At 61.2% G+C, this 23,724-nt stretch carries 23 protein-coding genes and 1 tRNA gene; 16 read left to right on the plus strand and 8 right to left on the minus strand.

What is annotated here, in order from left to right:
- Window positions 1-46 precede the first annotated feature (46 nt).
- Complete coding sequence (ku, locus tag AAC850_RS04145; protein ID WP_340587358.1) at window positions 47-892, plus strand: non-homologous end joining protein Ku; 846 nt, start codon at window positions 47-49, stop codon at window positions 890-892.
- 3 nt (window positions 893-895) lie between these two features.
- Entirely contained in the window at window positions 896-3,397 is a 2,502-nt protein-coding gene (ligD, locus tag AAC850_RS04150; RefSeq protein ID WP_340587359.1) for a DNA ligase D, read from the plus strand.
- A gap of 6 nt (window positions 3,398-3,403) precedes the next feature.
- Here the strand turns inward: ligD and AAC850_RS04155 are convergent, their stop codons facing one another.
- The 5 genes from AAC850_RS04155 to AAC850_RS04175 all read right to left on the minus strand — a co-directional run bounded on the left by AAC850_RS04155 (window position 3,404) and on the right by AAC850_RS04175 (window position 7,039).
- A complete protein-coding gene (locus AAC850_RS04155) occupies window positions 3,404-3,991 on the minus strand; it encodes a PRC-barrel domain-containing protein (RefSeq protein WP_340587360.1) in 588 nt (195 codons plus the stop codon).
- Between the two features lie 54 nt (window positions 3,992-4,045).
- Window positions 4,046-4,119 (minus strand) — tRNA-Gln (locus tag AAC850_RS04160).
- Window positions 4,120-4,184: 65 nt separating this feature from the next.
- Window positions 4,185-4,601 carry a DUF2147 domain-containing protein gene (locus AAC850_RS04165; RefSeq protein WP_340587361.1) on the minus strand — a complete coding sequence of 139 codons (417 nt, stop codon included), beginning with the start codon at window positions 4,599-4,601 and terminating at the stop codon, window positions 4,185-4,187.
- A gap of 33 nt (window positions 4,602-4,634) precedes the next feature.
- Entirely contained in the window at window positions 4,635-5,621 is a 987-nt protein-coding gene (locus tag AAC850_RS04170) for a radical SAM protein (RefSeq protein WP_340587362.1), read from the minus strand.
- Window positions 5,621-7,039: a dihydrolipoyl dehydrogenase family protein gene (locus AAC850_RS04175; RefSeq protein WP_340587363.1), complete on the minus strand. Its 1,419-nt coding sequence runs from the start codon at window positions 7,037-7,039 to the stop codon at window positions 5,621-5,623. The genes AAC850_RS04170 and AAC850_RS04175 overlap by 1 nt, the downstream gene beginning before the upstream one ends.
- 91 nt (window positions 7,040-7,130) lie before the next feature.
- On the opposite strand from AAC850_RS04175, the gene AAC850_RS04180 reads away from it, so the two are divergent.
- Together AAC850_RS04180 and AAC850_RS04185 are read left to right on the plus strand one after the other, a co-directional pair.
- On the plus strand, window positions 7,131-8,180 hold the full coding sequence (locus AAC850_RS04180) for a methyltransferase domain-containing protein (protein ID WP_340587364.1): 1,050 nt from the start codon (window positions 7,131-7,133) through the stop codon (window positions 8,178-8,180).
- Window positions 8,171-9,175 (plus strand): SDR family oxidoreductase, encoded by a 1,005-nt coding sequence (locus AAC850_RS04185; RefSeq protein ID WP_340587365.1) that lies wholly within the window; start codon window positions 8,171-8,173, stop codon window positions 9,173-9,175. Before AAC850_RS04180 ends, AAC850_RS04185 begins: the two co-directional genes overlap by 10 nt.
- On the opposite strand, the gene AAC850_RS04190 is transcribed toward AAC850_RS04185, so the two are convergent.
- Together AAC850_RS04190 and AAC850_RS04195 are read right to left on the minus strand one after the other, a co-directional pair.
- Complete coding sequence (locus AAC850_RS04190; protein ID WP_340587366.1) at window positions 9,172-9,915, minus strand: glycosyltransferase; 744 nt, start codon at window positions 9,913-9,915, stop codon at window positions 9,172-9,174. The two genes, AAC850_RS04185 and AAC850_RS04190, sit on opposite strands and share 4 nt — an antisense overlap.
- A complete protein-coding gene (locus tag AAC850_RS04195) occupies window positions 9,894-10,478 on the minus strand; it encodes a TIGR04282 family arsenosugar biosynthesis glycosyltransferase (RefSeq protein ID WP_340587367.1) in 585 nt (194 codons plus the stop codon). The genes AAC850_RS04190 and AAC850_RS04195 overlap by 22 nt, the downstream gene beginning before the upstream one ends.
- A gap of 137 nt (window positions 10,479-10,615) precedes the next feature.
- Here AAC850_RS04195 and AAC850_RS04200 point away from each other — a divergent pair, with 137 nt between their 5' ends.
- Window positions 10,616-11,815 carry a Ppx/GppA phosphatase family protein gene (locus AAC850_RS04200; protein WP_340587368.1) on the plus strand — a complete coding sequence of 400 codons (1,200 nt, stop codon included), beginning with the start codon at window positions 10,616-10,618 and terminating at the stop codon, window positions 11,813-11,815.
- On the plus strand, window positions 11,812-12,480 hold the full coding sequence (locus AAC850_RS04205; RefSeq protein ID WP_340587369.1) for an RlmE family RNA methyltransferase: 669 nt from the start codon (window positions 11,812-11,814) through the stop codon (window positions 12,478-12,480). The genes AAC850_RS04200 and AAC850_RS04205 overlap by 4 nt, the downstream gene beginning before the upstream one ends.
- 59 nt (window positions 12,481-12,539) lie before the next feature.
- Here the strand turns inward: AAC850_RS04205 and AAC850_RS04210 are convergent, their stop codons facing one another.
- Window positions 12,540-13,214, minus strand: coding sequence for a c-type cytochrome (locus AAC850_RS04210; protein WP_340587370.1), 675 nt, complete (start codon window positions 13,212-13,214; stop codon window positions 12,540-12,542).
- Between the two features lie 119 nt (window positions 13,215-13,333).
- Here AAC850_RS04210 and AAC850_RS04215 point away from each other — a divergent pair, with 119 nt between their 5' ends.
- The 10 genes from AAC850_RS04215 to AAC850_RS04260 all read left to right on the plus strand — a co-directional run bounded on the left by AAC850_RS04215 (window position 13,334) and on the right by AAC850_RS04260 (window position 23,714).
- Window positions 13,334-14,230 carry a prephenate dehydratase gene (locus AAC850_RS04215; protein WP_340587371.1) on the plus strand — a complete coding sequence of 299 codons (897 nt, stop codon included), beginning with the start codon at window positions 13,334-13,336 and terminating at the stop codon, window positions 14,228-14,230.
- A gap of 75 nt (window positions 14,231-14,305) precedes the next feature.
- Complete coding sequence (locus AAC850_RS04220) at window positions 14,306-14,980, plus strand: hypothetical protein (RefSeq protein WP_340587373.1); 675 nt, start codon at window positions 14,306-14,308, stop codon at window positions 14,978-14,980.
- On the plus strand, window positions 14,977-16,239 hold the full coding sequence (locus AAC850_RS04225) for a DUF4350 domain-containing protein (RefSeq protein ID WP_340587374.1): 1,263 nt from the start codon (window positions 14,977-14,979) through the stop codon (window positions 16,237-16,239). Before AAC850_RS04220 ends, AAC850_RS04225 begins: the two co-directional genes overlap by 4 nt.
- Complete coding sequence (locus AAC850_RS04230) at window positions 16,236-17,198, plus strand: AAA family ATPase (protein ID WP_340587375.1); 963 nt, start codon at window positions 16,236-16,238, stop codon at window positions 17,196-17,198. Before AAC850_RS04225 ends, AAC850_RS04230 begins: the two co-directional genes overlap by 4 nt.
- An 11-nt stretch (window positions 17,199-17,209) precedes the next feature.
- A complete protein-coding gene (locus tag AAC850_RS04235; RefSeq protein WP_340587376.1) occupies window positions 17,210-18,562 on the plus strand; it encodes a DUF58 domain-containing protein in 1,353 nt (450 codons plus the stop codon).
- Complete coding sequence (locus AAC850_RS04240) at window positions 18,562-19,611, plus strand: stage II sporulation protein M (RefSeq protein WP_340587377.1); 1,050 nt, start codon at window positions 18,562-18,564, stop codon at window positions 19,609-19,611. The genes AAC850_RS04235 and AAC850_RS04240 overlap by 1 nt, the downstream gene beginning before the upstream one ends.
- A 47-nt stretch (window positions 19,612-19,658) precedes the next feature.
- A complete protein-coding gene (locus AAC850_RS04245) occupies window positions 19,659-20,495 on the plus strand; it encodes an RDD family protein (RefSeq protein ID WP_340587378.1) in 837 nt (278 codons plus the stop codon).
- A gap of 89 nt (window positions 20,496-20,584) precedes the next feature.
- Entirely contained in the window at window positions 20,585-21,826 is a 1,242-nt protein-coding gene (locus AAC850_RS04250) for a mechanosensitive ion channel (RefSeq protein WP_340587379.1), read from the plus strand.
- Between the two features lie 57 nt (window positions 21,827-21,883).
- Window positions 21,884-22,414, plus strand: a complete 531-nt coding sequence (locus tag AAC850_RS04255) for a GNAT family N-acetyltransferase (RefSeq protein ID WP_340587380.1) — start codon at window positions 21,884-21,886, stop codon at window positions 22,412-22,414.
- Between the two features lie 49 nt (window positions 22,415-22,463).
- On the plus strand, window positions 22,464-23,714 hold the full coding sequence (locus AAC850_RS04260) for a sensor domain-containing phosphodiesterase (protein WP_340587381.1): 1,251 nt from the start codon (window positions 22,464-22,466) through the stop codon (window positions 23,712-23,714).
- The last annotated feature ends 10 nt before the right edge of the window (window positions 23,715-23,724 follow it).

Below are 23,724 nucleotides of genomic sequence, written 5' to 3' on the forward strand. Positions count from 1 at the left end.
TAACAGGTAGGGAACCCGCTAGACCACCACGGAACAGGACCAGATCATGGCTGCAAGAGCATATTGGAAAGGCCAATTGCGGCTGGCGCTGGTGTCCATTCCGGTCGAGGTATTTTCCGCCACGAAAAGCGGCGCGAAGATCAGCTTCAACCAAATTCACAAACCGAGCGGCAAGCGCATTTCGTACGAAAAGACTGCCGCGGGGGTCGGCCCGGTCAACAAGGACGATATCGTCAAGGGCTACCAGATCGCCAAGGGCGATTATGTGCTGCTCGAGGACGAGGAGATCGAGAGCGTCAAGCTGGAGAGCAAGCGGACACTCGAGCTCGTCCAGTTCGTCGATGCCTGCGAAATCGATCCGCTCTATTTTGAAAAGCCCTATTATGTCGCACCAAGTGACGAGCTGGCCGAAGATGCCTTCGTCGTGCTGCGCGATGCCATGCGCAAATCGAAGAAGGTCGGGCTCGGCCAGTTGTCGGTCAGGGGCCGGGAGAAGCTGGTTGCGGTAAAGCCCTGCGGCAAGGGATTGCTGCTCGAAACGCTGCGTTATGCAGATGAAGTCCGGCAGGGGCAGGCCTTCTTCGACGACATATCCGATGCCAAGCCTGAAAAGAGCCTGCTCGAACTCGCCAACACGCTTATCGAAGCGCGCTCGGCACCGTTTGATGCCAAGGAATTCGAAGATCGCTACGCCGACGCGCTGCGCAAGCTGATCGACAAGAAGGCCAAGTCGAAAGGCAACAAGCTGGTCATCGAAGATGACGAAGAGACGGATGGCGAGAGCGGATCAAACGTGATCGACCTGATGGCTGCGCTCAAGAAATCGGTCAGCGAGGAAGCTCCCAAAACCAAGGCGAAGGCCAAGTCTTCGCGCAGCAAGAAGTCTGCCTGACAGGTGGCCAAGCGCAGCGCCCTTGCCGACTACAACTCCAAGCGCGACTTCAAAAAGACCCCAGAGCCTGCGGGTGAAGTCGCAGCCAGCGATGGCGGCAACCTCTTCATCGTGCAGAAGCACGAAGCGACCCGGCTGCACTGGGACTTGCGCCTCGAAATCGACGGGGTGCTGAAAAGCTGGGCAGTCACCAAGGGACCATCGCACGACCCCGATATCAAGCGACTGGCCGTGCGCACCGAAGATCACCCGATGTCCTATGCCGAATTCGAAGGCGTTATTCCGCAGGACGAATATGGCGGCGGTACGGTCATGTTGTGGGACAGGGGCACATGGGACCCGATCGAAGGCAAGAGCGCAAAGGATTTGGTAGACGGCCACCTTCATTTCGTCCTCAACGGAGAGCGGATGAAAGGCGAATGGCTGCTCATCAGGCTTCGCAAGAAACCCGGCGAGAAGCGTGAAAACTGGCTTCTTCGCAAGCTGAATGACGAGTTTGCAGGCACTGGTGATGCTCTGGTCGAACGCGAAATTCGCAGCATTGCCACGAACAGGTCGATGGCGGAGATTGCCGCGGGGAAAACAGCGCGCCCCAAGCCGAAGTCGAAGACCCGCAAGAAGCCGCCCGCCTCTTCAACGAAAAACAATCGTCCCGCGCCGCTCGAAATAGAACGTTCGGCACCGCTACCCAAATACCGCAAGCCGCAGCTTGCGACGCTGGTCGATGATGTCCCGACCGGAAACGGCTGGATGCACGAGATCAAGTTCGACGGGTATCGCGCGTTGATCGCCGCGAAGGGCAAGTCGGTCAAGATCTTCACGCGCAACGGCAAGGACTGGAGCGACAAGTTCCTGCCGCTCAAGAAAGCTTTCGCTGACCTGGACCTGCCCCCTTCCCTGATCGACGGGGAAATCGTTGCACACGATGCCAACGGCAATCCCGACTTTTCAGCCCTGCAATCGATGCTCAAGCGCGGCAAGAGCCAGCAAGAAGACAGTGACGTGCTCACTTTCTACGGTTTCGACCTGCTGACACTGGGCAAGACCGACCTCACCGATCTCCCCAACATCGAGCGCAAGGAACATCTCGCTGATTTGCTCACTGACGCAGGACCGAACATACGGGTGGCCGAGCACGTGGTCGGCTCGGGAGAGAAATTGCTCAAGCTGATGTGCGACGCCGGTCAGGAAGGGATCATATCCAAGAAAATCGACGCACCCTACCGATCCAAACGGACGAAAGATTGGCGCAAGATCAAGTGCCTGCGCCGGGATGACTTCATCATCATCGGTTACAAGGCATCCAAGTCACGCGGGCGCGCATTCGCGTCGCTGCTGATGGCACAAAAGGTCGATAGCAAGCTCGTTTATCGTGGGAATGTCGGCACCGGCTTTTCCGCGAGCCAGATGGATGAGCTTGCGGCCAAATTGAATCGTCTTGCCCGCAAGACAGCGCCGGTGGAGGTCGATGCGGTGGCAGCCCGCGGCGTTTCCTGGGTTACTCCCAAGCTAATCGCAAATGTCGCCTATGCCGAGCTGACTTCCTCGGGCCGCATTCGCCACGGTAGCTTTCTGGGTTTGCAAGAGGCTGGTCCGAAACGCTCCGCGAAAGGTAGCATCCCAAAGAAGGCCAAGACAAAATCCGCACCGCATGGCGTGAAGATCACCAGTGCGGACAGGGTGGTTTTTCCCAACGGAAACTTCACCAAAGGCGAAGTCGCGGATTACTACGATCACCTTGCCGAACCGATGCTGGAATTCCTCGCGCGAAGGCCGGTCAGCCTCGTCCGCTGCCCGCAAGGCCGCGCCAAGAAGTGCTTCTTCCAGCGCCACGACAGCGGCGCACTGGGCGATCATGTGCACGCTGTGCCGATTGCCGAGAAGGATGGCGGGACGGAGGACTATCTCTACGTCGAGGATCGCACCGGCATCCTGCAATGCGTCCAGATGGGAACGCTCGAATTCCACGGCTGGGGATCGAGCGTCGACGATGTCGAGAAACCCGATCGCATGGTGTTTGATCTCGACCCTGATGAGGGTCTGGATTTCCAAGACGTCAAATCGGCATCGCAGCTCATTCGCGAACAGCTCGACCAGATGGGCCTTGTCAGCTTTCCCCTGCTGTCGGGCGGCAAGGGCGTGCACATCATCGTCCCGCTCACGCCCGGACACGACTGGCAGCAGCACAAGGACTTCTCCCAACGCTTTGCTCAGGCGCTGGCGCTGGCCGAACCGGACCGATTTGTGGCCAGCATGAGCAAGGCCAAGCGTAAGGGGAAGATATTCATCGACTGGATGCGCAATCGCCGCAGCAGTACAGCGATTCTACCCTACTCGGTGCGTGCACGCGAAGGCGCGCCCGTTGCAGCTCCGCTCTCCTGGTTCGAACTGGATGATACCAAGGCCGCCAACAGGTTCACGATCGCCGACAGGGACTTGCTGATAGAGCGAAGCCGAAAGCTGGAAGGCTGGGGCATCGCTGAGCAGGTGCTGCCCGACCTCTGAGCAACCTCAAGCCTTGTTGAAGGCGCGAATATCGGCGGGCCAATCGTCCGCTTCGATGAGAGGCAAAGTCTCGAACTCGGCGTGGGTCAGGTCGAGCTGTAGTTGCTTGCCGTCGATGTGCGCGAGGTCCATGCCAACACCGCGCAGTTCTTCCTGCACGCCTGCAACACCGCCGGTACCGATGACGAAATAGTCCACCTTCATTGTCTCGCAATGCAGCATGGCATCGACCACTGTTCCCAGTTCTTCGCCTTGTTTGTCAAGTACTTGTATTCCCGCGAAACCCTCCATGCGGAGGAGTTTTCCGGTGGCCTCGCGCTCGCTCGCCTCTTCAGCCTGCTCGGCACCATCTTCGAGCTTCGCCTGCCTGCCCAGCCAGCGCCACACGCCGAAGATATTGACGAAAGTCAGCAGGACATTTGTCACCAACAGGCCGGTCTGGCCGGTGGTCATGCCGATGAAGGACCAGGTGATCGACCCTATGGTGAAGACGACGAACCCCCAGCCCGTGACCCGCGAGCCAAGGTTTGAAGCGGTCATGAGCGCCGCGATCATCGTGGCGGCAGGCGCGAGGTAGTTTGCCAGGCTCTCCACCTAGTGCGCTTTCGATATGGCTAAGGTCGAACGGTTGGCTTTGCTGGCGAAAGCTGGATGCCCCGTGAGGATTCGAACCTCAATTGACGGAGTCAGAGTCCGTAGTCTTACCATTAGACGACGGGGCAATACCGCGAAGCGCGGGCCTCTATAACGCGCACCGGATTCGGTCAAGCCGTAGCGGTGCCGCACGTCAACCGGCCACGCGCCAGTTCACGGTGCGGCAGAATAGCGTGACGCAGCCCTTTACTTCAAGTCCGCCACCGGCTGCCGGGCGCACTTCGGCGCGGTAAGTGCCCCCATCCTCGGGGTTGTAGACCTCGCCGCGCCATACGCCATCGTCCCAGCGCAGGTTCTGCAGCACGTTGATGCCTAGGATCGGGCGATTGCGCAGGGCCGGATCGTCATTGTGCGCATCACGGGTCGACTCTCCGGGTTTGCGGCGGACAATCCGCGTGATCTCGCCGCAGCGCGAATTGCCGCAGGGGCCGACGGTAATTTCGACATAGCCGCCCTGGTCGAGGTAGGTTCCATCGATAGAGCGTTGGGCCGAAGTGACGTTTGGCAATGCAGCGATAGCTACGGCGGAGGCGAGAGCGAGACGGATCATGATGGCTCTACGCCTTAAACCGCCAAAAGTGCCCTAGGCTGAACAGCTTGCCCCGCCCAATACGCAAAAGCGCGAGCAATGCGGGTGGTTGAGCGCCACCGGGCGGTCGGCTTCAGCCACGCTCGCGCCAAGGTCGAAGCCGGGATCGTAAGGCAGCAGCGTGCAGGCCACTACGCGGGGTGAAGGCTCGCCCTTGCGGTGTACGACCATGCGGCTGCTGGCGCACATCTGCTCGTCCGGCGATTTGCCGAGGATGCCCCAGCACGCCTCGCTGATCTCGGGAACATCGGCCGCCGCATCCATCTCGGGGAACAGCACCAATTGTGCAGGGTCGGAGGTGTTGATGGCGATGCCCTCGTCAGCGAACAGCATCCCGTAGGCGGACCGCGCCAGTACTTCGGTCTCGCCCGTCATGCTGCGCCCGGCGGCTGCGATGGAAAAGCCGTTGGACGACAGCCAGCGCAGTCCATCGATCATCGGCTGCCAGCTGTTCGGGCCGCGCTCGGCCTCATGCACTTCGCGCGTGTGATGATCGATCGAGACGCGCAAGGTGAGCTTGTCACCATAGGCCTCACGCAGCCGCAGGAGTTCGGCCTCATGCCGCCGCATCGGCTTCATCGCATTGGTGAGCACCAGCACGTCATGGCCGCGCGACAAGGCGTCTTCTACCATCGCGATAATTTCCGGATTCAGGAATGGTTCGCCGCCGGTGAAGCCGATTTCACGCACCTTGCGCTCTGCCACCTCATCGAGAAAACGCGCGACATGATCGGCGCTGAGGTAAACCAGCGCATCATTGGTCGGGCTGCTTTCGATGTAGCAGTTGGCGCAGGCGAGGTTACACAAGGTGCCGGTCGCAAACCACAGCGTGTCGAGCTGGCGCAGAGCCACTTTCGCACGCGGGCTGCCGTCTGCCGTCACCTGCGGATCGCTGAATTTTTCCCGCGACAATGGTGCCGCATCAACCGCAAAGGGCGATGCGCCAACGGGTGCATTGCGAGAAAGCGAGCGCGAAGCCATCAGAAGGCCCTGCGAATCCTGGCGAGCAACGCCACCCAGCGCTTGGGCCATTTCCCGAACACCGTCGGTTCCCACGCTGCAAAGGCGGCGGCCTTGGTAATTTCGGAGCGCGTGGGATAGGAAATGATCGCACCGCCCATATCGAAAGTGCCGGACTTGCCGGTGATCATCTGGGTGAATGGCAACAACAACTCACCCGCATTCACGCCGCAAATGCTCGCGCCGACGACCTTCTTGCCTTTCATCATGACCTTCAGATGGCCTTTCTCGAGGCCTTCCGCAATGGCGCGTTCGTTATGGTCGAAACCTTCGGTCACGACGCGCAGCTTGTCGCCATAGGCCTTGCGCGCCTCGCTCTCGGTCATGCCGATCTGGGCGACTTCGGGTTCGGTATAGGTGCACCATGGCAAAGCTTTGAAATCGGCCTTGGCCGGCAGGCCAAGCGCGATTTCGAGCACGGCGTTGGAGCCTTCATAGCCCGAAACATGCGTCAGGCGTGGCCCTTCGCGGCAATCACCGATGGCGTAGATATGTTTGAGGCTGGTGCGGCGTCGGGCATCGACCTTGATGCCGTTCTTGCCCAGTTCGATGCCCAGTTCCTCTAGCCCATAGCCAGACACGCGCGCCTTGCGGCCAACCGCGACCAGCAGGTGCGAGCCGGTCACATCTTCGCCTCCCTCGGTCGTGACGGTGATTGCGCCGTCGCCCCCCTGCACGACTGAAGCTGCCTTGCCGGTCACGAAGCGGACACCTTCTGCCTTCATCACATCGACCACGACACGAACGGAATCGCGATCGTCGCGGCCCATCGGATTGCCCGGCTCGATCACGGTGACATCGCTGCCGAGACGGCGGAAGCTTTGTGCCATCTCCATGCCGATCACGCCGCCGCCGATTATTACCAGGTGTTCGGGCTGGTCTTGCAGGTCGAACAGGTTTTCGTTGGTGAGATAGGGCACGTCTTCGAGCCCGGGTATCGGCGGCACCGCCGGTCCCGAACCTGTCGCGATGACGATGCGCGGCGCAGTCAGCGTACGTCCACCGACCCCGACCGAGTTTGGTCCGGTGAACTTCGCCCAGTCCTTGATGACCTCGCAGCCCATTTCCTCGAACCGTTCCTCGCTGTCATGCGGCTCGATCTCGGCGATGGCGCGATGGACATGGGCATGGACGCCCGTCCAATCCACTTGCGGCGGTTCGAGCTGGACGCCAGCGCGTTTTTCCTCCCTCGCTTCGGCAGCGCGGCGGGCAGACGCGATCAGTGCCTTTGACGGAACGCAGCCATTGTTGAGACATTCGCCGCCCATCTTGTGACCTTCGATGAGAGCGGTTTTCAGTCCGAACAGGGCGCAGCCGCCGGCCGCCGTCAGGCCCGCAGCACCGCCCCCGATAACAATCACGTCATGCGTGTAATCCATGAAATTCCCTGTTCGTAACCAATAGAGGATGACGCGCGAATTCAACCACGTCTATGCGCTTGCTATTCGCATAATAAGGGTCCCCGGTTTCATGAATCTCGAAAACTCGCAGAATTATTATGGCAAGGTGCTCGCGCAATCGGGGGACCTGCGCACCGATGCCTGTTGCACGTTCGAAATGCCAGCGCCCGACATTCGCGCAGCGCTGGCCAATGTGCACGAGGATGTGAAGGCGCGCTATTACGGCTGCGGACTGGTGACGCCGCAGGCGCTCGAAGGCTGCAATGTGCTCGACCTTGGATCAGGTAGCGGGCAAGACGTGTACCTGCTCGCTCAATTGGTCGGCCCGAACGGCAGTGTGACCGGTGTCGACGCTACACCCGAACAGCTTGCTGTCGCGCGCGAACATCAGGGTTGGCACGCCGAGCGGTTCGGATATGCCAACACAAACTTCGTCGAGGGCGATATCGAGAGGCTGGATGAGCTGGGTCTCGAGCCCGGCAGCTTCGATGTGATCGTATCCAATTGCGTGATCAATCTGGTGGCGGACAAGGCGGCGGTGTTCCGCGCCGCCCATCGCCTGCTGAAACCCGGCGGTGAACTCTATTTCTCCGATGTCTATGCCGATCGCCGTGTGCCTGCCCACCTGCTGGACGATCCGGTACTGCATGGCGAATGCCTGTCCGGCGCGCTTTACTGGGGCGACTTCGAACGGCTGGCGAAGGCGGCCGGGTTTGCCGATCCGCGCCTTGTTACCGATCGCCCGCTCGGCATCAACGACGCAGAGGCCGCCGCCAAGCTTCAGGGCATCAGCTTCGTCTCTGCCACCTATCGCCTGTTCAGGCTGGACGGGCTGGAGCCACAATGCGAGGATTACGGCCAGGCTGTGCGCTACAAGGGTGACCTTCCCGGCCATGAACAGGCATTCAACCTGGATGCCCATCATGCGATTGAGGCGGGGCGCATCTTTCCGGTGTGCGGCAATAGCTGGCTGATGCTGGCCGAATCCCGCCTTGCCGACCACTTCGAGTTCTTCGGTGATTTCTCGCGGCACTACGGCGTGTTCCCCAGATGCGGCACTGCCGTGCCCTTCGGCCAGTCCGATGCGAGCCCCGCAAAGGCAGAGGCACCGTGTTGCTGAAAATACTTGTTACCGGAGCTGCCGGATTGATCGGTGGCGAAGTCTGTGCGCGGCTGGTCGCTCGCGGTCATGATGTCAGCGGAATGGTGCGGCGCACGCCCGAGGTGCGCGGCAATGATGGCCGCGAAGTGACCGGGCTGCGAACGCTGGCAGGCGATGTCACACAGCCGCTCATGGGGCTGGAAGCCGAGCCGTTTGATGTCGTGATCCATTGCGCTGCCAGCCTCGAGTTCGATGCGCCGGAAGAGGAATTGCAGGCCGTCAATGTCGAAGGCACCTGCAACGCTCTTGCCTATGCCGAGGCTGCAGGAGCGCGCTTCATCCATGTCAGCACGGCCTATGTCTGCGGGATGCGCGAAGGCGAGATTTGCGAAGGCCCGGTGCCTGCCGAAACCCGCTTCACCAATCGCTATGAAGCGAGCAAGGCGGCGGCCGAGGCAGTGGTTGCGCAGAGCGGAATACCTTTCGCCATCGCCCGACCGTCCATCGTGTTGGGAGATAGCGAAACGGGCGCGATCCGTGATTTTCCTTCGCTGTGCAACGTCTTCCGCCTGATGGCGCGCGGCAAGGTCACGGTGTTTCCGGCGGAGGCGGGATCGACGCTCGACCTCGTACCGCTAGACCATGTCGCCGAAGGCATCGTGCGCATCGCGGAGAATATGGAGCAAGCGGATGGACGCTATTTCCACCTGACTGCAAGCAGCCCGATGCCAGCCGCCGAACTGGCGCATGGCGTGGCGCGGGTCGCGCATTTCCCGGACCCGCAGGTGATCGCGCCGGATAATTATTCGATGGCGGATTTGCGGCCTGCGGAACGGATGCTTGCCGGACGGATGCTCGGCACATTCGGCTCCTACTTCACCCGCTCGCCGCAATTCGACGACAGCCAGCTACGCACCCTCACCGGCCTCACCTGCCCGCCCACCGACAGCGCGTGGCTCGACCGGCTGATCGCTTACGGGATTGCCCGAGGATATCTGCCTGCGGCTGTCTAACGAACGTCAGGATAGTGCCGCTCGAGCCGTTTCCTTGCTCCCAATCCCCACAGGAAGCCGACCTTCAGGTAGATCCAGTTCGCTTTCAACGCTCCCCATTCGGCCACCCGACGGTCCGAAGTCTCGATGGTGCGCGGCACCAGCTTGACGCGGCCGAATTGCGTCATGCGAATGCAAAGGTCAGCTTCTTCCATCACCTTGGCCTCGGCGTCGCACCCGCCGCATTCAAGAAACTGCTTGCGACGAAAGAACATCGCGTGATCGCCGAACAGCAGACGGCAGCCTTTCATGAACAAATGCGGGCGAAACAGCAGCGGCGCGTACCATGTCTTGGCCCAATTATGCGCCGTCGTGCCCCAGCGGGTCTTTTCCGGCCCACGCAGGATGGGCGTGAAGCCTGCGAGTGAAATGGAAGTGTCGGACAGCGTTTGCTCGATAATCTCCACCATATCCACCGGCGGCACGGTATCGGCATGGAGGACAACGACGATTTTGCCCTGGGCCGCCTCGACACCCACATTGATCTGCCGCCCCCGTCCCGCCGGTGTTTCGACAATTTGCCATCCCGCTGCTTGGGCCAGCGCCACGGAGTCATCATTGCTCCCGCCGTCGACCGCGATGATTTCAAGCGGACCGGGATCAAGCTTTGACAAATTCCCGGCCAGAACCGGCAAGGCGCGCGCTTCATCGAGCATGGGGATGACGATCGAGACGCTGGTCACGGCAGCAGGTCCGGCCATTTGGCAAGATCATCGGGCCGGTCGCAATCGTCGAGTTCACCAAGCATCCGGTAAGGCAGATCATGCTCCCGCAAGCGCGCTTCAGTCCCTTCTAGGACCGTTTCAGTCCCCCACGGCATGTCCTGCCATAAAAACGGGATTTCCTGTGTGAAACCAAGTAGGTAATACCCGCCATCGCTGGCAGGCCCGATGACAACTGGTACCTGTTCCAAAGCCCGCGCGGCGTCCCGCAGATGTCCTGCGGTAAGCCCCGGAATATCTGCTCCCAGCAGGATTGCCGGAGCCGGAACGCGCGCCAGCCGGTCGCCCAGATCACCATCACCCTGCTCCACCAACGGCACATCTTTGCCCAGCCATTCGGCGAACTCGGAATGGGTCGCCCCGGTGGTCCATACCGTAAAAGGCAGGCCGCTTTCGCGCATCCTCTCCAGTGTTCGTTCGACCAGTCGGCGGTGCAGATCGGCCGCTCCCGCCGCGCCCAAAGCCGGGATCAGGCGTGTCTTGGCGCGCCCGGGAACGGGGTATTTGGCGAACAGCGCAATGGTGGGCGGCGGATGATCCATCCGCGCACCCCTAGCTTTCCCGCGGGCCACTGGCGAGAGCGGCGCTTACCTTAACTTGTGTCAATTGCCCTCTTGGTCTAGCCTGAGGGCAGGTTCCGCTCGGATGTGGCGGGTATAGAAGATTAGAAAGTACGATCATGGCGGATCAACACCCGCCGGAAGGTCGCGCAAAAGCCCGGAACGGGGCGGATAGAAATGTCGGCAATTCCAACCGCCGCAACCGCTCAAATCCACAAAAGGGCCCGAAACGCACTCCCGGCGATGGCAATACAGGCAAACAGCGCGATAATTCCAGCTGGAGACGTCCGCCGCACAAATCCTTCAAGCAGGCCTATGCCGCAATCGATCTTGGCACCAACAATTGCCGCCTGCTGATTGCGCGCCCGTCAGATGAGAATTTCGTAGTGATCGACGCCTTCAGCCGGGTTGTCAGGCTGGGTGAGGGTCTGGCGCAAACCGGCCGCCTGTCCGATGAAGCTATGGACCGGGCGCTGGGTGCACTCAAAATCTGCGCCGACAAGCTGAAGAAGCGCAACGTGCATCTCGCCCGCTCGGTCGCGACCGAAGCCTGTCGTCGCGCGAAGAACGGCGAGGCCTTCATCGACCGCGTACGTGAAGAAACCGGCGTCGTGCTCGACATCATCAGCGCGCAGGAAGAGGCGCGCTTGGCGGTTCTGGGCTGTCACATCCTGCTCGAGGACGGAATCGGACCTGCGGTTATTTTCGACATCGGCGGCGGGTCGACCGAATTGGTGCTGATCGAACCGGGCGCACCCGTCCCGCGCATCCTCGACTGGCAAAGCGTCCCGTGGGGCGTCGTGTCACTCACCGAAACCGTGGGTCACGAGACCGGCAGCGTCGAAGACCGCCTTGCGCGCTATGCCGAAATGAAACGCCTCGTACGCGAAAGCTTCGACGAGTTTGCACAGCGGATCGAGCGGCACAAGGCCAATGACCAGCGCCTGCTCGGCACAAGCGGAACGGTGACAACGCTTGCCAGCGTACATCTCGGACTGCCGTATTACGACCGCAAGCAGGTGGACGGATTGATTGTGCCGACCGATGCCATGCTCGACATCTCTCAGCGCCTCTCGGTCATGTCTCCCGACGAACGGAGCCAGCTTGACTGCATCGGGCACGAACGTGCCGAACTGGTAGTGGCAGGCTGCGCAATTCTTGAAGTCATAAATGAAATCTGGCCCGCAGCACGGCTCGGCATCGCAGACCGTGGCATTCGCGAAGGTATATTGCGCAGCCTGATGGCAGCAGACGCTGAAGGCGTTGAAGCGCAGGAAGCCTTGCGCCGGCTGAAATCATCGGGGAGCACACGGAAATGAGCCGCGCCGGAGACGACTCGCAACGCCGCCTGAAGAGCGCCAAGAAGCGCAAGGCCAGTTCGCAACGCTGGCTGGAGCGCCAACTGAACGATCCTTACGTCAAGCGCGCCAAGGAAGAGGGCTGGCGCAGCCGTGCGGCATTCAAGCTGATCGAGCTGGATGACAGGTTCGGCCTCGTCAAAGGCTCCAAGCGGGTGGTCGACCTTGGCATAGCGCCCGGCGGCTGGGCGCAGGTCGTGCGCAAGCGCGCGCCGCACGCAACCGTGGTCGGGATCGACTATCTCGAAACCGAACCGATCGACGGCGTCACAATCCTGCAAATGGATTTCATGGACGATGCCGCGCCCGCCGCATTGGAAGAAGCACTGGGCGGTCCTGCCGACCTCGTCCTGTCGGACATGGCGGCGAATACGGTCGGCCACAAGCAGACCGATCACCTGCGCACTATGGCGTTGGTCGAAGCAGCAGCGTGGTTCGCGGTCGAAAACCTCACCGAAGGCGGTGCCTTTCTGGCGAAGGGTTTTGCAGGCGGCACGGACAAGGATTTGCTCGACCTGCTCAAGACCCATTTCCGCACGGTCAAACACGCCAAACCGCCCGCCAGTCGCAAGGGTTCGAGCGAATGGTATGTGGTTGCACAAGGCTTCAAGGGATCGACTGGTTGATCCCAACAAAAAAGCCCCGGCGCGAACCGGGGCTCTTTTTTTAATTCTGCCTGGAAGGATCAGGTGCCGGGGTTTTCCGCGACAGGCTGATCATCACCCATTGCGCCAACAGCTTCCTGTGCGCTGGCTGGTGCGCCTTCGACTTCGCCCGGACCTTCGCCCGCGCCATCGATGCCTTCGCCTTCGGCTGGCGCTTCTTCAACGACAACCTCGGGAAGATCGGGGCCACCGCCATACTGGCGCATGTAGAGAATCACATTGGCGCGGTCTTCACCACTGCCAAGACCGGCAAAGCTCATCTTGGTACCGTTCGCGAAACCACGCGGGCTCTGCAGCCAGGCATCCATGTTTTCGTACGTCCAGTTGCCGCCAACATCGGCCAGCGCGCTCGAATAATCGAAGCTGGGCGAATGGCCGCCAATCGGGGAGCCGAGCACGCCGTAGAGATTCGGACCGATGCCTGCAGCACCGCCCTGTTCGATCGTGTGGCACGCCGTGCACTTGGCGAACACGGCTTCACCGGCTTCGGCAGAACCGCTGGCGAGCAGTTCAGCAATCGATGGCCCGGCATCGCCGCCCGCACCTTCTTCCGCTGCTTCAATCACGTAACCGGGATTCTCCGGCATTTCAGGGCTGTCGCCGTGAAAATAGGTTGCAGCAACGATGCTGGAGCCGAGGGCGATACCGCTGCTGGCGAGAATCCAGCCGAAAATGGTGTTTGTACGATCGTTCATGACAAAGGCGTTCTTCTGCGATGTGAAGGTCGCTGGCGACTTAGTGGCCAGCGGCGCGGGGCGCAAGTCTCCTTTAGCCGCTTGTCCGGCAGCAAAGCCCAAGCTAGGCGCTTCATCATATGGACAGCTTCCCCGCCCCCGCTCTCGCCATGGTCGAAAACATGCGCGCCGCAGCAGCAAGCGATCCTGCGCGCGCCATCTCCTTCCAGGGGGCGCCGGGAGCCAATTCTCACCGCGCCGTGCTGGAATGGGAGCCCGATGCCCTGCCATTGCCCTGCTTCAGTTTCTCCGATGCAATCGATGCTGTGAAATCCGGGCTGGCGGGCTGCGCGATGATCCCCATCGAGAATTCGCAGGCAGGACGCGTGGCCGATATCCATTTCCTGCTGCCCGAAAGCGGCCTGTCGATCGTTGGCGAGCATTTCCTGCCGATCCACCACGCACTGATGGCGCTCGATACGAAAGGCCCCTTCGGAGCCGCCTACAGCCATCCCCATGCCTTGAGCCAGAGCCGCCACTATTTGCGCGAGCGGGGTATTGTCCCACTCAGCCATGCGGATACGGCGGGCGCTGCGGCGCATGTCGCGGACAAGGGCGATCCGACACTTGCAGCGATCGCGCCGATGCTGGCTGCCGACCTCTATGGGCTCAAGATTGTCGAGGAAAATGTTGAGGACAGTGCCGACAACACCACGCGCTTCGTCGTGCTGGCACCAACCCCGCTCACTCCTGAAGATGTTGCCGGGCGCGAAGCGATGACGACTTTCGTGTTCGAGGTGAAGAATATCCCCGCCGCGCTTTACAAGGCCCTGGGCGGCTTCGCCACCAATGGGGTCAACATGACCAAGCTGGAAAGTTACCAGAAGGGTGCGAGCTTTGCCGCCAGCATGTTCTACGCCGACATCGTTGGCGCACCAAGCGATCCGGCTGTGAACAGGGCACTGGAAGAGCTGGCGTTCCACTGCAACCGCGTCACCATGTTCGGCACCTATCCGCTGGCGCGCCAGAGAGGATGATCTGCGGCGGAAAAAGCTCGCAACCACACGGGCAAGTCATTGCTTCGTAACGGTCCCCATGCCACGTAGTCGCCTGTGACGACGGGCAAGGGGAATGACGCGCTGCCGGCGCGAAGCGAGAATTTCGCGCAGGCGTGGCAGGACATGCGCGCCGACGAGACGATCCAGTACACCGAAGTCGCAATGCCCGAAGAGGCGCCTCCGCCCGACTGGCTGGTGCAATTCATGGAATGGCTTGCGGACGTACTCGCTCCGGTGGGGCGCTTTTTTGTTTACATCTGGCCTGTGCTTTCGTGGGTGTTGATCGGCTTGGCAGTTGCCCTGCTGGCCTACCTGATCTGGCGCACTGTCGGCCCCGACCTGCAGGCCAAGCGCAGCCGTCCCGAACCGGTCGATGATTGGGCACCCAACCAGCACGAAGCGCTTGCCTTGCTCGAAGAGGCTGACCGGTTGGCGGCTGCCGGACAATTCGACGAGGCAACTCACCTGCTGCTGAAACGCTCCGTCGGCCAGATCGCGCAGGCGCGGCCCGATCTGGTCGAGCCATCGAGCACCGCGCGCGAGCTTTCCGCCGAACCGCGCATTCCCGAGGGCGCACGTACCGCCTTTTCCGTGATCGCCGGTCGTGTCGAACGTAGCCTGTTTGCGCTCACGACCTTGTCCTCTGACGATTGGCAAGCTGCCCGCGATGCCTATGCCGACTTCGCGCTTGCGCAAAAATCGCTGGGAAACAGGGCGCTAGCTGGATGAGCCGAGCGCGCAATCCGTTCCGGCCCGGCATGGTGCTGGCAGTGCTGGTGATTGGCGCGGCGGCGTTCCTGCTGATGCTCTATGCGCTTGGTCAGGGGTGGGATGGCCGCAGCGATCGCAATGGCGGAAATCATGCTGCATCAAACGGGCTGAACGGATTTGCCGGGCTAGTCACATTGCTGGAGGAAGCGGGTTACGAGGTCGAGGTTTCGCGCAACCGCGGAAGCCACGATTCCTTCGGCCTGCTGGTCCTCACCCCGCAGATGTTTGGCGATGGCGAAGATCTTGCCGAGATCATCGAGAACCGGCGCGAAAATGATTACGGGCCGACACTGGTCATCATGCCCAAGTGGCTGGCCTTCCCCATTCCCGAACAGCTCGATGTGGAAGCCGAGGAAGGTTGGGTGTTCCTGAGCAATGCGGACAGCCCCGGCTGGTTCGATGAGCTGGACTTTGCCGAAGGTGCCCAATTGCAGGTCGGCGAAGTCAAAGGCTGGAACGGGCTTGGTATGACCGGCGCGCTGCCTGACGGTGAGCGGGTTCAGGCACTGACGAGCCAGCCCGACGAGGAACTGCGTCCGCTCGTGCTGGACAGCGACGGCGACGTGCTCGTCGCCGACTTGCCTGACAGTTACATGCCGACCGACTTCGACTATGCGCCTTACCCCACCACCTTCGTGTTCGAACCCGATCTGATGAACAATTATGGTCTCGCGGACCAAAACCGCGCGCGGCTTACGTTTGAACTGATCGTACATGCGACCGAAGGCGAAGGCGATCTCCCGATCATATTCGACCTGGCTCTCGCCGGTCTGGGCGCGAGCGACAATCTGCTGACACTCGCTTTCAGGCCGCCGTTTCTCGCTGCCACGCTGTGCCTGTTGCTGGCCGCGCTGGTGATCGCGTGGCGGGGCTTCAGCCGTTTCGGACCGCCGGTGGCAGAGGCGCCCGCCATGGCGAGGGGCAAGCGCCAGCTTGCGCGCAACGGCGCCTCGCTGATTGAACGGGTGAAGCGCTTTCACCTGCTGTCCGAACCCTATGCCGCGCTGATGAGCAAACGCATCGGCAATGCGCTGGGCATTCGCGAAACCCATGCAGAAGCCCGCGCCAATGCTATCGACCACGCGCTGGAGAGGCGCGGCGTCGAAGGTCCGGGATTCTCGCAAAGAGCCAATGAACTGCGCAGCGCGACCCGCCCGCGTGACATCTTGCGCGCCGCTGGCGCACTCAAATCCATCGAAAGGACGCTGAAACGATGAGCATGACCCTGGAAGAAACCGCCCAGCTTGCGGGGACGATCCGCAACGAGGTCGGCAAGGCCATCGTGGGCATGGACGAAACGATCGAGCACTTGCTCATCGCACTGGTCGCGCAGGGCCATGTGTTGCTGGAAGGCCCGCCGGGGACTGCCAAGACGTTCCTCGCCAACTGCTTCGCCCATGCGACCGGCCTCGATTTCGGGCGCATCCAGTTCACACCCGACCTGTTGCCGGGCGATATCCTCGGCTCCAACCTGTTCAACTTCCAGACCAGCCAGTTCACCCTGACACGCGGACCGATCTTCTGCGAATTGCTGCTGGCGGACGAGATCAACCGCACCCCGCCCAAGACGCAGGCCGCGTTGCTCGAGGCAATGCAGGAACGCAAGGTCACGCTGGACGGCGAAACGCACAGGCTGAGCGACAATTTCATGGTAGTCGCAACGCAGAACCCGATCGAGAACCAGGGCGTATACCCGTTGCCCGAAGCCCAGCTCGACCGGTTCTCGTTCAAGCTGCTGGTGCCCTACCCAAGCGCCGAGGAAGAGGCGCGCATCGTCTCCCGCTTCGGCGATCGCAGCGGACCGCAAAAGCCTTCGGATTTCGGAATTGCGCAGGTCGCCACGCCCGAAACCCTGAGTCAGGCGCAGGCAGCCGTCAAAGACGTGACGCTGTCGCAGGATGTGCTCGAATATGCCGTTTCGCTCGTCCGGGCGACACGCGAAAGCGCCGATCTTGCCAGCGGCGCAAGTCCGCGCGCAGCGGTGTTGCTGGCCAATTCGGCCCGTGCACGCGCTGCCCTGCAAGGTCGCAACTACGTGATACCCGACGACGTGAAGGCGCTCGCCACGGCCACGCTGCGCCACCGTTTATTGCTATCACCCGCTGCCGAAATCGAAGGCAAGCTGGTGGAGGATTTGGTCGCAGGCCTGATCGAAGAGACCGAGGCGCCGCGCTAGGCCGAACCCTCGTGAAATTGCCCCGCATCAACCTGCCGCCAATCCCTATCGTGCCAACCGCGCGCGCGCTTGTGCTGCTCGCGCTGCTCGCGCCGGTGGCGGCAGTGGTGGCAGCGACGGCTCCCGGCGCGTGGATTATCGCCCCCGCCGCGGGCAGCGCGCTCCTGTTGCTGGTGCTGATCGACGGATGGCTTGCGGGTAGCATGGTCAATTTCGATTACTTCGTGCCAGCCGATGTCGAAGTCGGCCAGCCCGCCATGCTACGGGTCGATGCGACCATCGAGCGCGACAGCGATGCTTCGCTTCCCGAAGCCTCTATCGGGTTCGAACCTCGCTTGGGCGACCGCGGCGTTGCCAGTTTCCGGCTGCAGCCGGCAGGTGAAGCGAGCCGCTTTTCGGGTGTCGGACAAGCTGTGCCCGTTCGCCGCGGAACCGGCGAATTGCACGATCTGTGGCTGCGCTGGCCCGGGCCGCTGGGTCTGGGCGTGCGGCAGGTGCATCGGACGCTCGATGCGCGCATCAGCGTGTGGCCCGATCTCTCGCCGGTTCGATCTCCGGTGTTGCAGGCATTTCTGCGCGACAGCCAATTCGGCCTGGTTGCCCGGCGCATTCGCGGGGAAGGCACGCAGTTCGAGGCGCTGAGCGAATACGAGCCGGGCATGGATCGCCGCCGGATCGACTGGAAAGCGTCTGCTCGCCACACCGCACTTTATGCTCGCGAGAATGAGGCCGAGCGCGACAACCAAGTGGTCTTTGCCTTCGATTGCGGCCAGTCGATGTGCGAGCCGGTGGACGGTTTGCCGCGCATCGACAGGGCTGTTTCCGCCGCGCTGACCGCCGCCTATGTCGCACTGAAAGGCGGGGACCGGGTGAGCCTGTTCGGTTTTGCCGACCATCCGCAGGTCATGACGCCATTCGTCACCGACACACGCGCATTCTACCGCTTGCAAAGTGCTGCGGCAGAACTCGACTATGTCCCGCGAGAACCCAATTTCACGCTGGCACTGGCAACGCTCACCGCACGGCTCAAACGCCGCTCGTTGATCGTGCTCTTTTCCGATTTTGCCGATCCGACATCGGCCGAAATGATGGTCGAAAGCGTCGAGCGACTGGTGCGCCACCACCTCGTGATCTTCGTCACCATGGTCGATACCGAGCTGGAAGACCTTGCCGCGACCGAGCCGGACAGCATGGGCGATATTGCCGTTGCAGTCAGCGCCGACGCACTTGCCCGCCAACGTGCACTGGTGTTGCAACGCCTGCGGCGGCTGGGCGTCAATGTGATCGAAGCGCCCTATGAACGGATCGGCTACAATCTGATCGATCTCTATCTCCAAACCAAGCGTGCGGAGGCAATCGGCTGATGGCCTTGCCATTCTTCAAAAGCGCGGAGATCGAGCCGCCCGCCGATATCGAGGCCGCATCGCTACGTTCCGACCGTTTCCGGCTGGAGCGCGAGGTCGATTGGCAAAGGCTCGAGCAGATCGTCACCGCGCTCGAAAAAGGTCGCCCCAAACGCATCAGCGATGAAGATCTGCTCGATCTGCCCGTGCTGTACCGCAAGACCGCATCCAGCCTTGCAGTAGCGCGAGAAACTTCGCTCGATGCGGCAACGCTCGGCTATCTCGAGGCATTGGTGCGGCGCGCGTGGTTCCAGATCTACGGCCCGCGGATCGGCCTGTTCGGCTGGCTACGTCGGTTCATCGGTGGCGGTTGGAGCACTTCTGTACGCGAGATATGGCTCGATATCTGCATTTCCTTCGCCGTCATGGTGGCGGGCACCATGATCGGTTGGCTGCTGGTAGCGCGCGACCGCGAGTGGTTTTACGCCCTGGTTCCGGGCGAGATGGCTGGCGGGCGTGTGCCGGGCGCCGATCGTGCCGTTCTGGAAGAAAGCCTGTCGCAAGCGGAGAACGCCGAGGGGCTCTCGATGTTTGCCGCCTACCTCTTTTCCAACAACACCGGCGTGACAATCATGGCGTTCGCGCTGGGCTTTGCCTTTGGCGTGCCCACGCTCTTGCTGCTGATCTACAATACCGCGCTGCTGGGCGCGATGCTGTGGGTGTTTGCCGACGCGGGGCTTGGGCTGGAATTCATCAGCTGGCTCTCGGTCCACGGCACGACTGAACTTGGCGCAATCATGCTGGGTGGTGCCGCAGGCCTGCACGTCGGGCGCACCATGGCGTTTCCCGCAGAGCGATCGATACTTGCCGCCATGCGCGATGCAGGCGTGCGCGCGGCACAGGTGATGGCAGGTTGCACGATCATGCTGATCGTCGCGGGCCTGCTGGAAGGATACGCGCGACAATTGGTCGGCGACACCGCATCGCGGCTTACTATCGGCGGCGGGATGCTGGCGTTCTGGATCATCTATTTCGCCTTCGTACGACGCCGTCCGGAGCGTGACGCTTGAGTGCCGCGACCAACATTAGGCAACGCGGTGCCGCCAAGCGAGACAGGATGCTTGTTACGCCGGAAGGGCTTGCCCTGCCGCTGACAGTCGGCAGTCGCGGCAACCGTGCAGGCGCGTTGTTGCTCGACATGACATTCATCGTGATCGGCGTGATCGTTTTCTTCCTGGCCTTGGCGGCGGTCGGCTTCGGACTGTTCGACCTCGCCGGAACCGAGAACGTCAATCCGGTGCTCGAGCTGATTTTCGTCGTCATCATCCTCTTTCTGTTCCTCGCCCGTTATGGCTATTTCCTGTATTTCGAGCTGGGTCCGCGCGCGGCGACGCCGGGCAAGCGCCTGCTTGGCCTACGGGTGGCAGCGCGCGACGGAGGGCGACTGACGGCGGAAATGGTTATCGCTCGCAACCTCGTGCGCGATGTCGAGGTCTTCATTCCCGGCTTTTTCCTGCTTGGCGGTGGTGAGCAGGCGGGCGTTGCCGGTCTGACAGCGTTCATCTGGCTGGCAATTTTCGTGCTGTTTCCCTTCTTCAACAAGGATGCCCTGCGCGCAGGCGATCTGGTGGCCGGAACATGGGTCGTCGAAGCCAAATCCGCCAAGCTTCAGGAGGCCATGTCCCTCGCCCCCGATCGCAGCACCGAATACCGGTTCGGAGAGGACGAGCTTTCCGTCTACGGAGAGCATGAATTGCAGGTCCTCGAAAACGTGCTGCGGCAGGACCAGCCAGAGGCGCTGCGCGATGTGGCCGATGCGATCACCAAGAAGATCGGTTGGCATCTTGGACGAGGGGACGAGCGCGAATTCCTCGAAGCCTTTTATGCTGCGCTGCGCGGCCATCTCGAAAGCGGCATGAGGTTCGGCAAACGTAAAAGAGACAAACACTCGTAAATCATTGAAAAGCAGTCGATGATCTCATTTCACGTTTTCTGGTTGCGCGTGCTAGAAGATTTGCAGGGTCCAATAAGAGGGGAATGCAAATGTCCATCGGAAATTATCGGTTTGATTCTGCCCTTGCGGTAGAAATTGCGAAGGACGTCGGCCTCGCCGTCCTTATACTTGTCGTAACCTGGGCACTCGCCAAGGCAGCAAAATGGGCGTTCGCCAAGCTGGTCGACGCGGTTCCCTTGCTACAGCGTGGCACAGCCACGGGTGAAAGTGTCGGTGAATCGCTGGGCAAGATCGTTTCCCTTTTCATATGGCTGTTCGGTCTGCTGGCCGTACTCCAGGTCTTCGGCCTCAACACCGTGGCAGGTCCGATCAACACATTGCTCGATAATGTCGTTGCATTCGTGCCGAACCTGATTGGTGCGGGCATCCTTGCCTACGTCGGTTTCATGATTGCAGGCATCGTCCGCGACATCGTGGTCACGGCAGCGCAGACGCTTAACGTCGACAAATGGGCGAACACCGCCAGTGCCGGCAATGTCGAGGACGTTACCGGCAGCACAGCCGTGAGCAAGACGCTTGGCACGATCGCCTACGTCTTCATTGCCATCCCGGTAGCCATCGGCGCGCTGGGTGTGCTCAACATCGCTTCGATCTCGGGTCCGGCAACTGACATGCTCGACATGATCCTTGCCGCCATCCCGCGCATCATCGCTGCTGCTGTCCTGCTTGGCCTGGGCTACATGATCAGCAAGTTCGTGGTGAATATCCTGACAGAACTGCTTTCCGGCTTTGGTGTGGATCGCTCGCTGGCAGCGACCGGCCTGTTCGGCGAAGGTACCAGCGCTTCCAGCATCATTGCGCGCGTCGTGCAGATTGCCATCATCCTGTTCTTCGCGATTGCCGCAACGCGGATGCTCGGTTTCCCCGAACTCACCAACATTCTCAACGAAGTTCTCGAACTTGGTGGCCGTGTGGTGTTTGGCGCAGTGGTTATCGGCGCGGGCTTCCTGATTGCAAACATGCTCGGCAAGCTCATCGGTGGAACGCCCGGAATGATCGTGCGCTGGGCGACGATCATCATCTTCACCTTCATGGGCCTCAGCTATACCGGCGTTGGCGATATCATTACCGAGACCGCATTCAGCGCGCTGGTGATCGGTGCCTCGGTCGCGGGCGCTCTCGCCTTCGGTCTGGGTGGCCGAGAATGGGCCGGGCGCAAGCTGGAAGAATGGGATCGCGCCACGGGTTCGCATGGCACAAGTGCGGGCAGTTCTGCAGCCTCGCATCCGGGGCCAGCCGACGATCCCAAAGACTTGCCGCCCGGAGCCTGAGTCGGCATAGCCTGGCCTTTACGGACCGGCACAAAAGCAGTTACGGGGCGCAGGGTCATGATCCTGCGCCCCGCTTCTTTGTCCGATGCCGAAAACCTCGCCCAACTCGGGCGTCACAGCTTTTGCGCCGCCTTTGAGCATCTCTACCGGCCCGAAGACCTGTCGACGTTCCTTGAACAAGCCTATTCGGTCGACGCGGTTTCTCGTGAGATTGCCGATCCGTCGATTACCCATTGCCTTGCGCTGGACAACGACGGCGGATCTCTCACCGGCTTTGTGAAGGTGAAGCAGCCGAGCGGGTATGAAGAGTATTCCGACGCCGCCAATCCACTCGGCCTGGGTCAGCTCTATTGTGCTCCTGACCGGCTTGGCGAGGGCATCGGTGCGGCATTGATGGATTGGGCGCTGGCAGAGGCCAAATCACGCAGCTGCGATGCCATCCAGCTATCGGTATGGAGCGAGAACTTCGGCGCCCAACGCTTCTACGCCCGTTACGGCTTCACCAAGATCGCCGATATCGACTTTTGGGTGGGTAAACAGCGCGATGACGAATTTCTTTATGAATTGCGCTGGAAAAAGGGCGAATGACCGCGCCAGCTTAAGCTGGTTTTAGGGCTTTTCCCGCAGATTGGCGGTAATGATAAAAGTCGCACACAACTTACCGAGTTCCGAGTATCCAGCCGGCCCGCTTCCGGACGAGTTGGTTCACGATACTTCGATAGAACGCATTCTGGCCAGTGTTCGCGGGCACCTTGGCGTAGAGATCGCCTTTGTTTCCCGATACGTCGGAGACAGCCAACGCGAGCTGACGCATGTCAGCACCGATCTCGACCTGCCCATGGGGCCCGGTTTTCGCGAAGATCGCGAAGACAGCTATTGCTGGCACGTGCTTCAGGGCCATTTGCCTGAACTGATCTGCAATCCGGCCGACTTTCCGCTGACAAATCAATTGGCGATCACCGATTTTCTGCCCGTCGGTTGCCACGTCAACACGCCGCTGCGCCTTGCGGACGGCACCGTATGGGGCAGCTTTTGCGCCTTGGGACGTGAGCCGGACCGGTCGATGAACGAGCGTGATCTGAAGATCCTGAAGAGTTTCGCCAGTCTCGCCGCCGAACGGATCGAAAGCTCGCTAGAAAAGGAAATCAGCCTACGAGAAGCCCGCAAGCGCGTTGAATCCATGCTGGACGGCCATGGCGTCTCGACCTTTCAGCAACCGATCGTTTCGCTGGCGACCGGCGAACCGGTCGGCGTTGAATGCCTGTCCCGCTTTCCCGACCTCACCAAGCGCGGTCCCGATGCGTGGTTCGAAGATGCCGAAATGGTCGGGCTTGGCAAAGAGCTGGAGCTTACCGCCGTGCAATGCGCGCTCGACTCCCTGACGCACCTTCCGGCGGGCATCTACGCGACGCTCAACGTGTCTCCGCAAACCGTTGCCTCCGGCGCACTTCGCGAACTCCTTGCTGCGACCGAGATCTCCAATCTCGTGGTTGAAATCACCGAACATTGCCAAGTTGCCGACTTCGAAGAACTGGCGCGCGAAATCGAAGCGCTCAAACCTCATGCACGCATTGCCATTGATGACGTTGGAACAGGCTATTCCGGCCTGCGACACATCGTCGACCTGCGGCCCGACTTCATCAAGATGGACATGGTGCTAACTCGCGGGATCGAGACAGACCCGGCGCGCAAGGCGATGACGGCAGCGCTAGTACGGCTCGCCCACGAGATCGGCTGTACAGTTGTTGCCGAAGGGATCGAGACCGAGGGTGAAGCGAGTACGATGCAGAAGCTGGGTGTCGATTGCGGGCAGGGTTACCTTTATTCGCGTCCCTTGCCGGTTGTCGCTGCACAACAATTCCTGCTGGGCCACGGTAAACCGGCCTAGCGGTCGCCGG

Source organism: Erythrobacter alti, from assembly GCF_037996805.1.
Lineage (GTDB): Bacteria > Pseudomonadota > Alphaproteobacteria > Sphingomonadales > Sphingomonadaceae > Alteraurantiacibacter > Alteraurantiacibacter alti.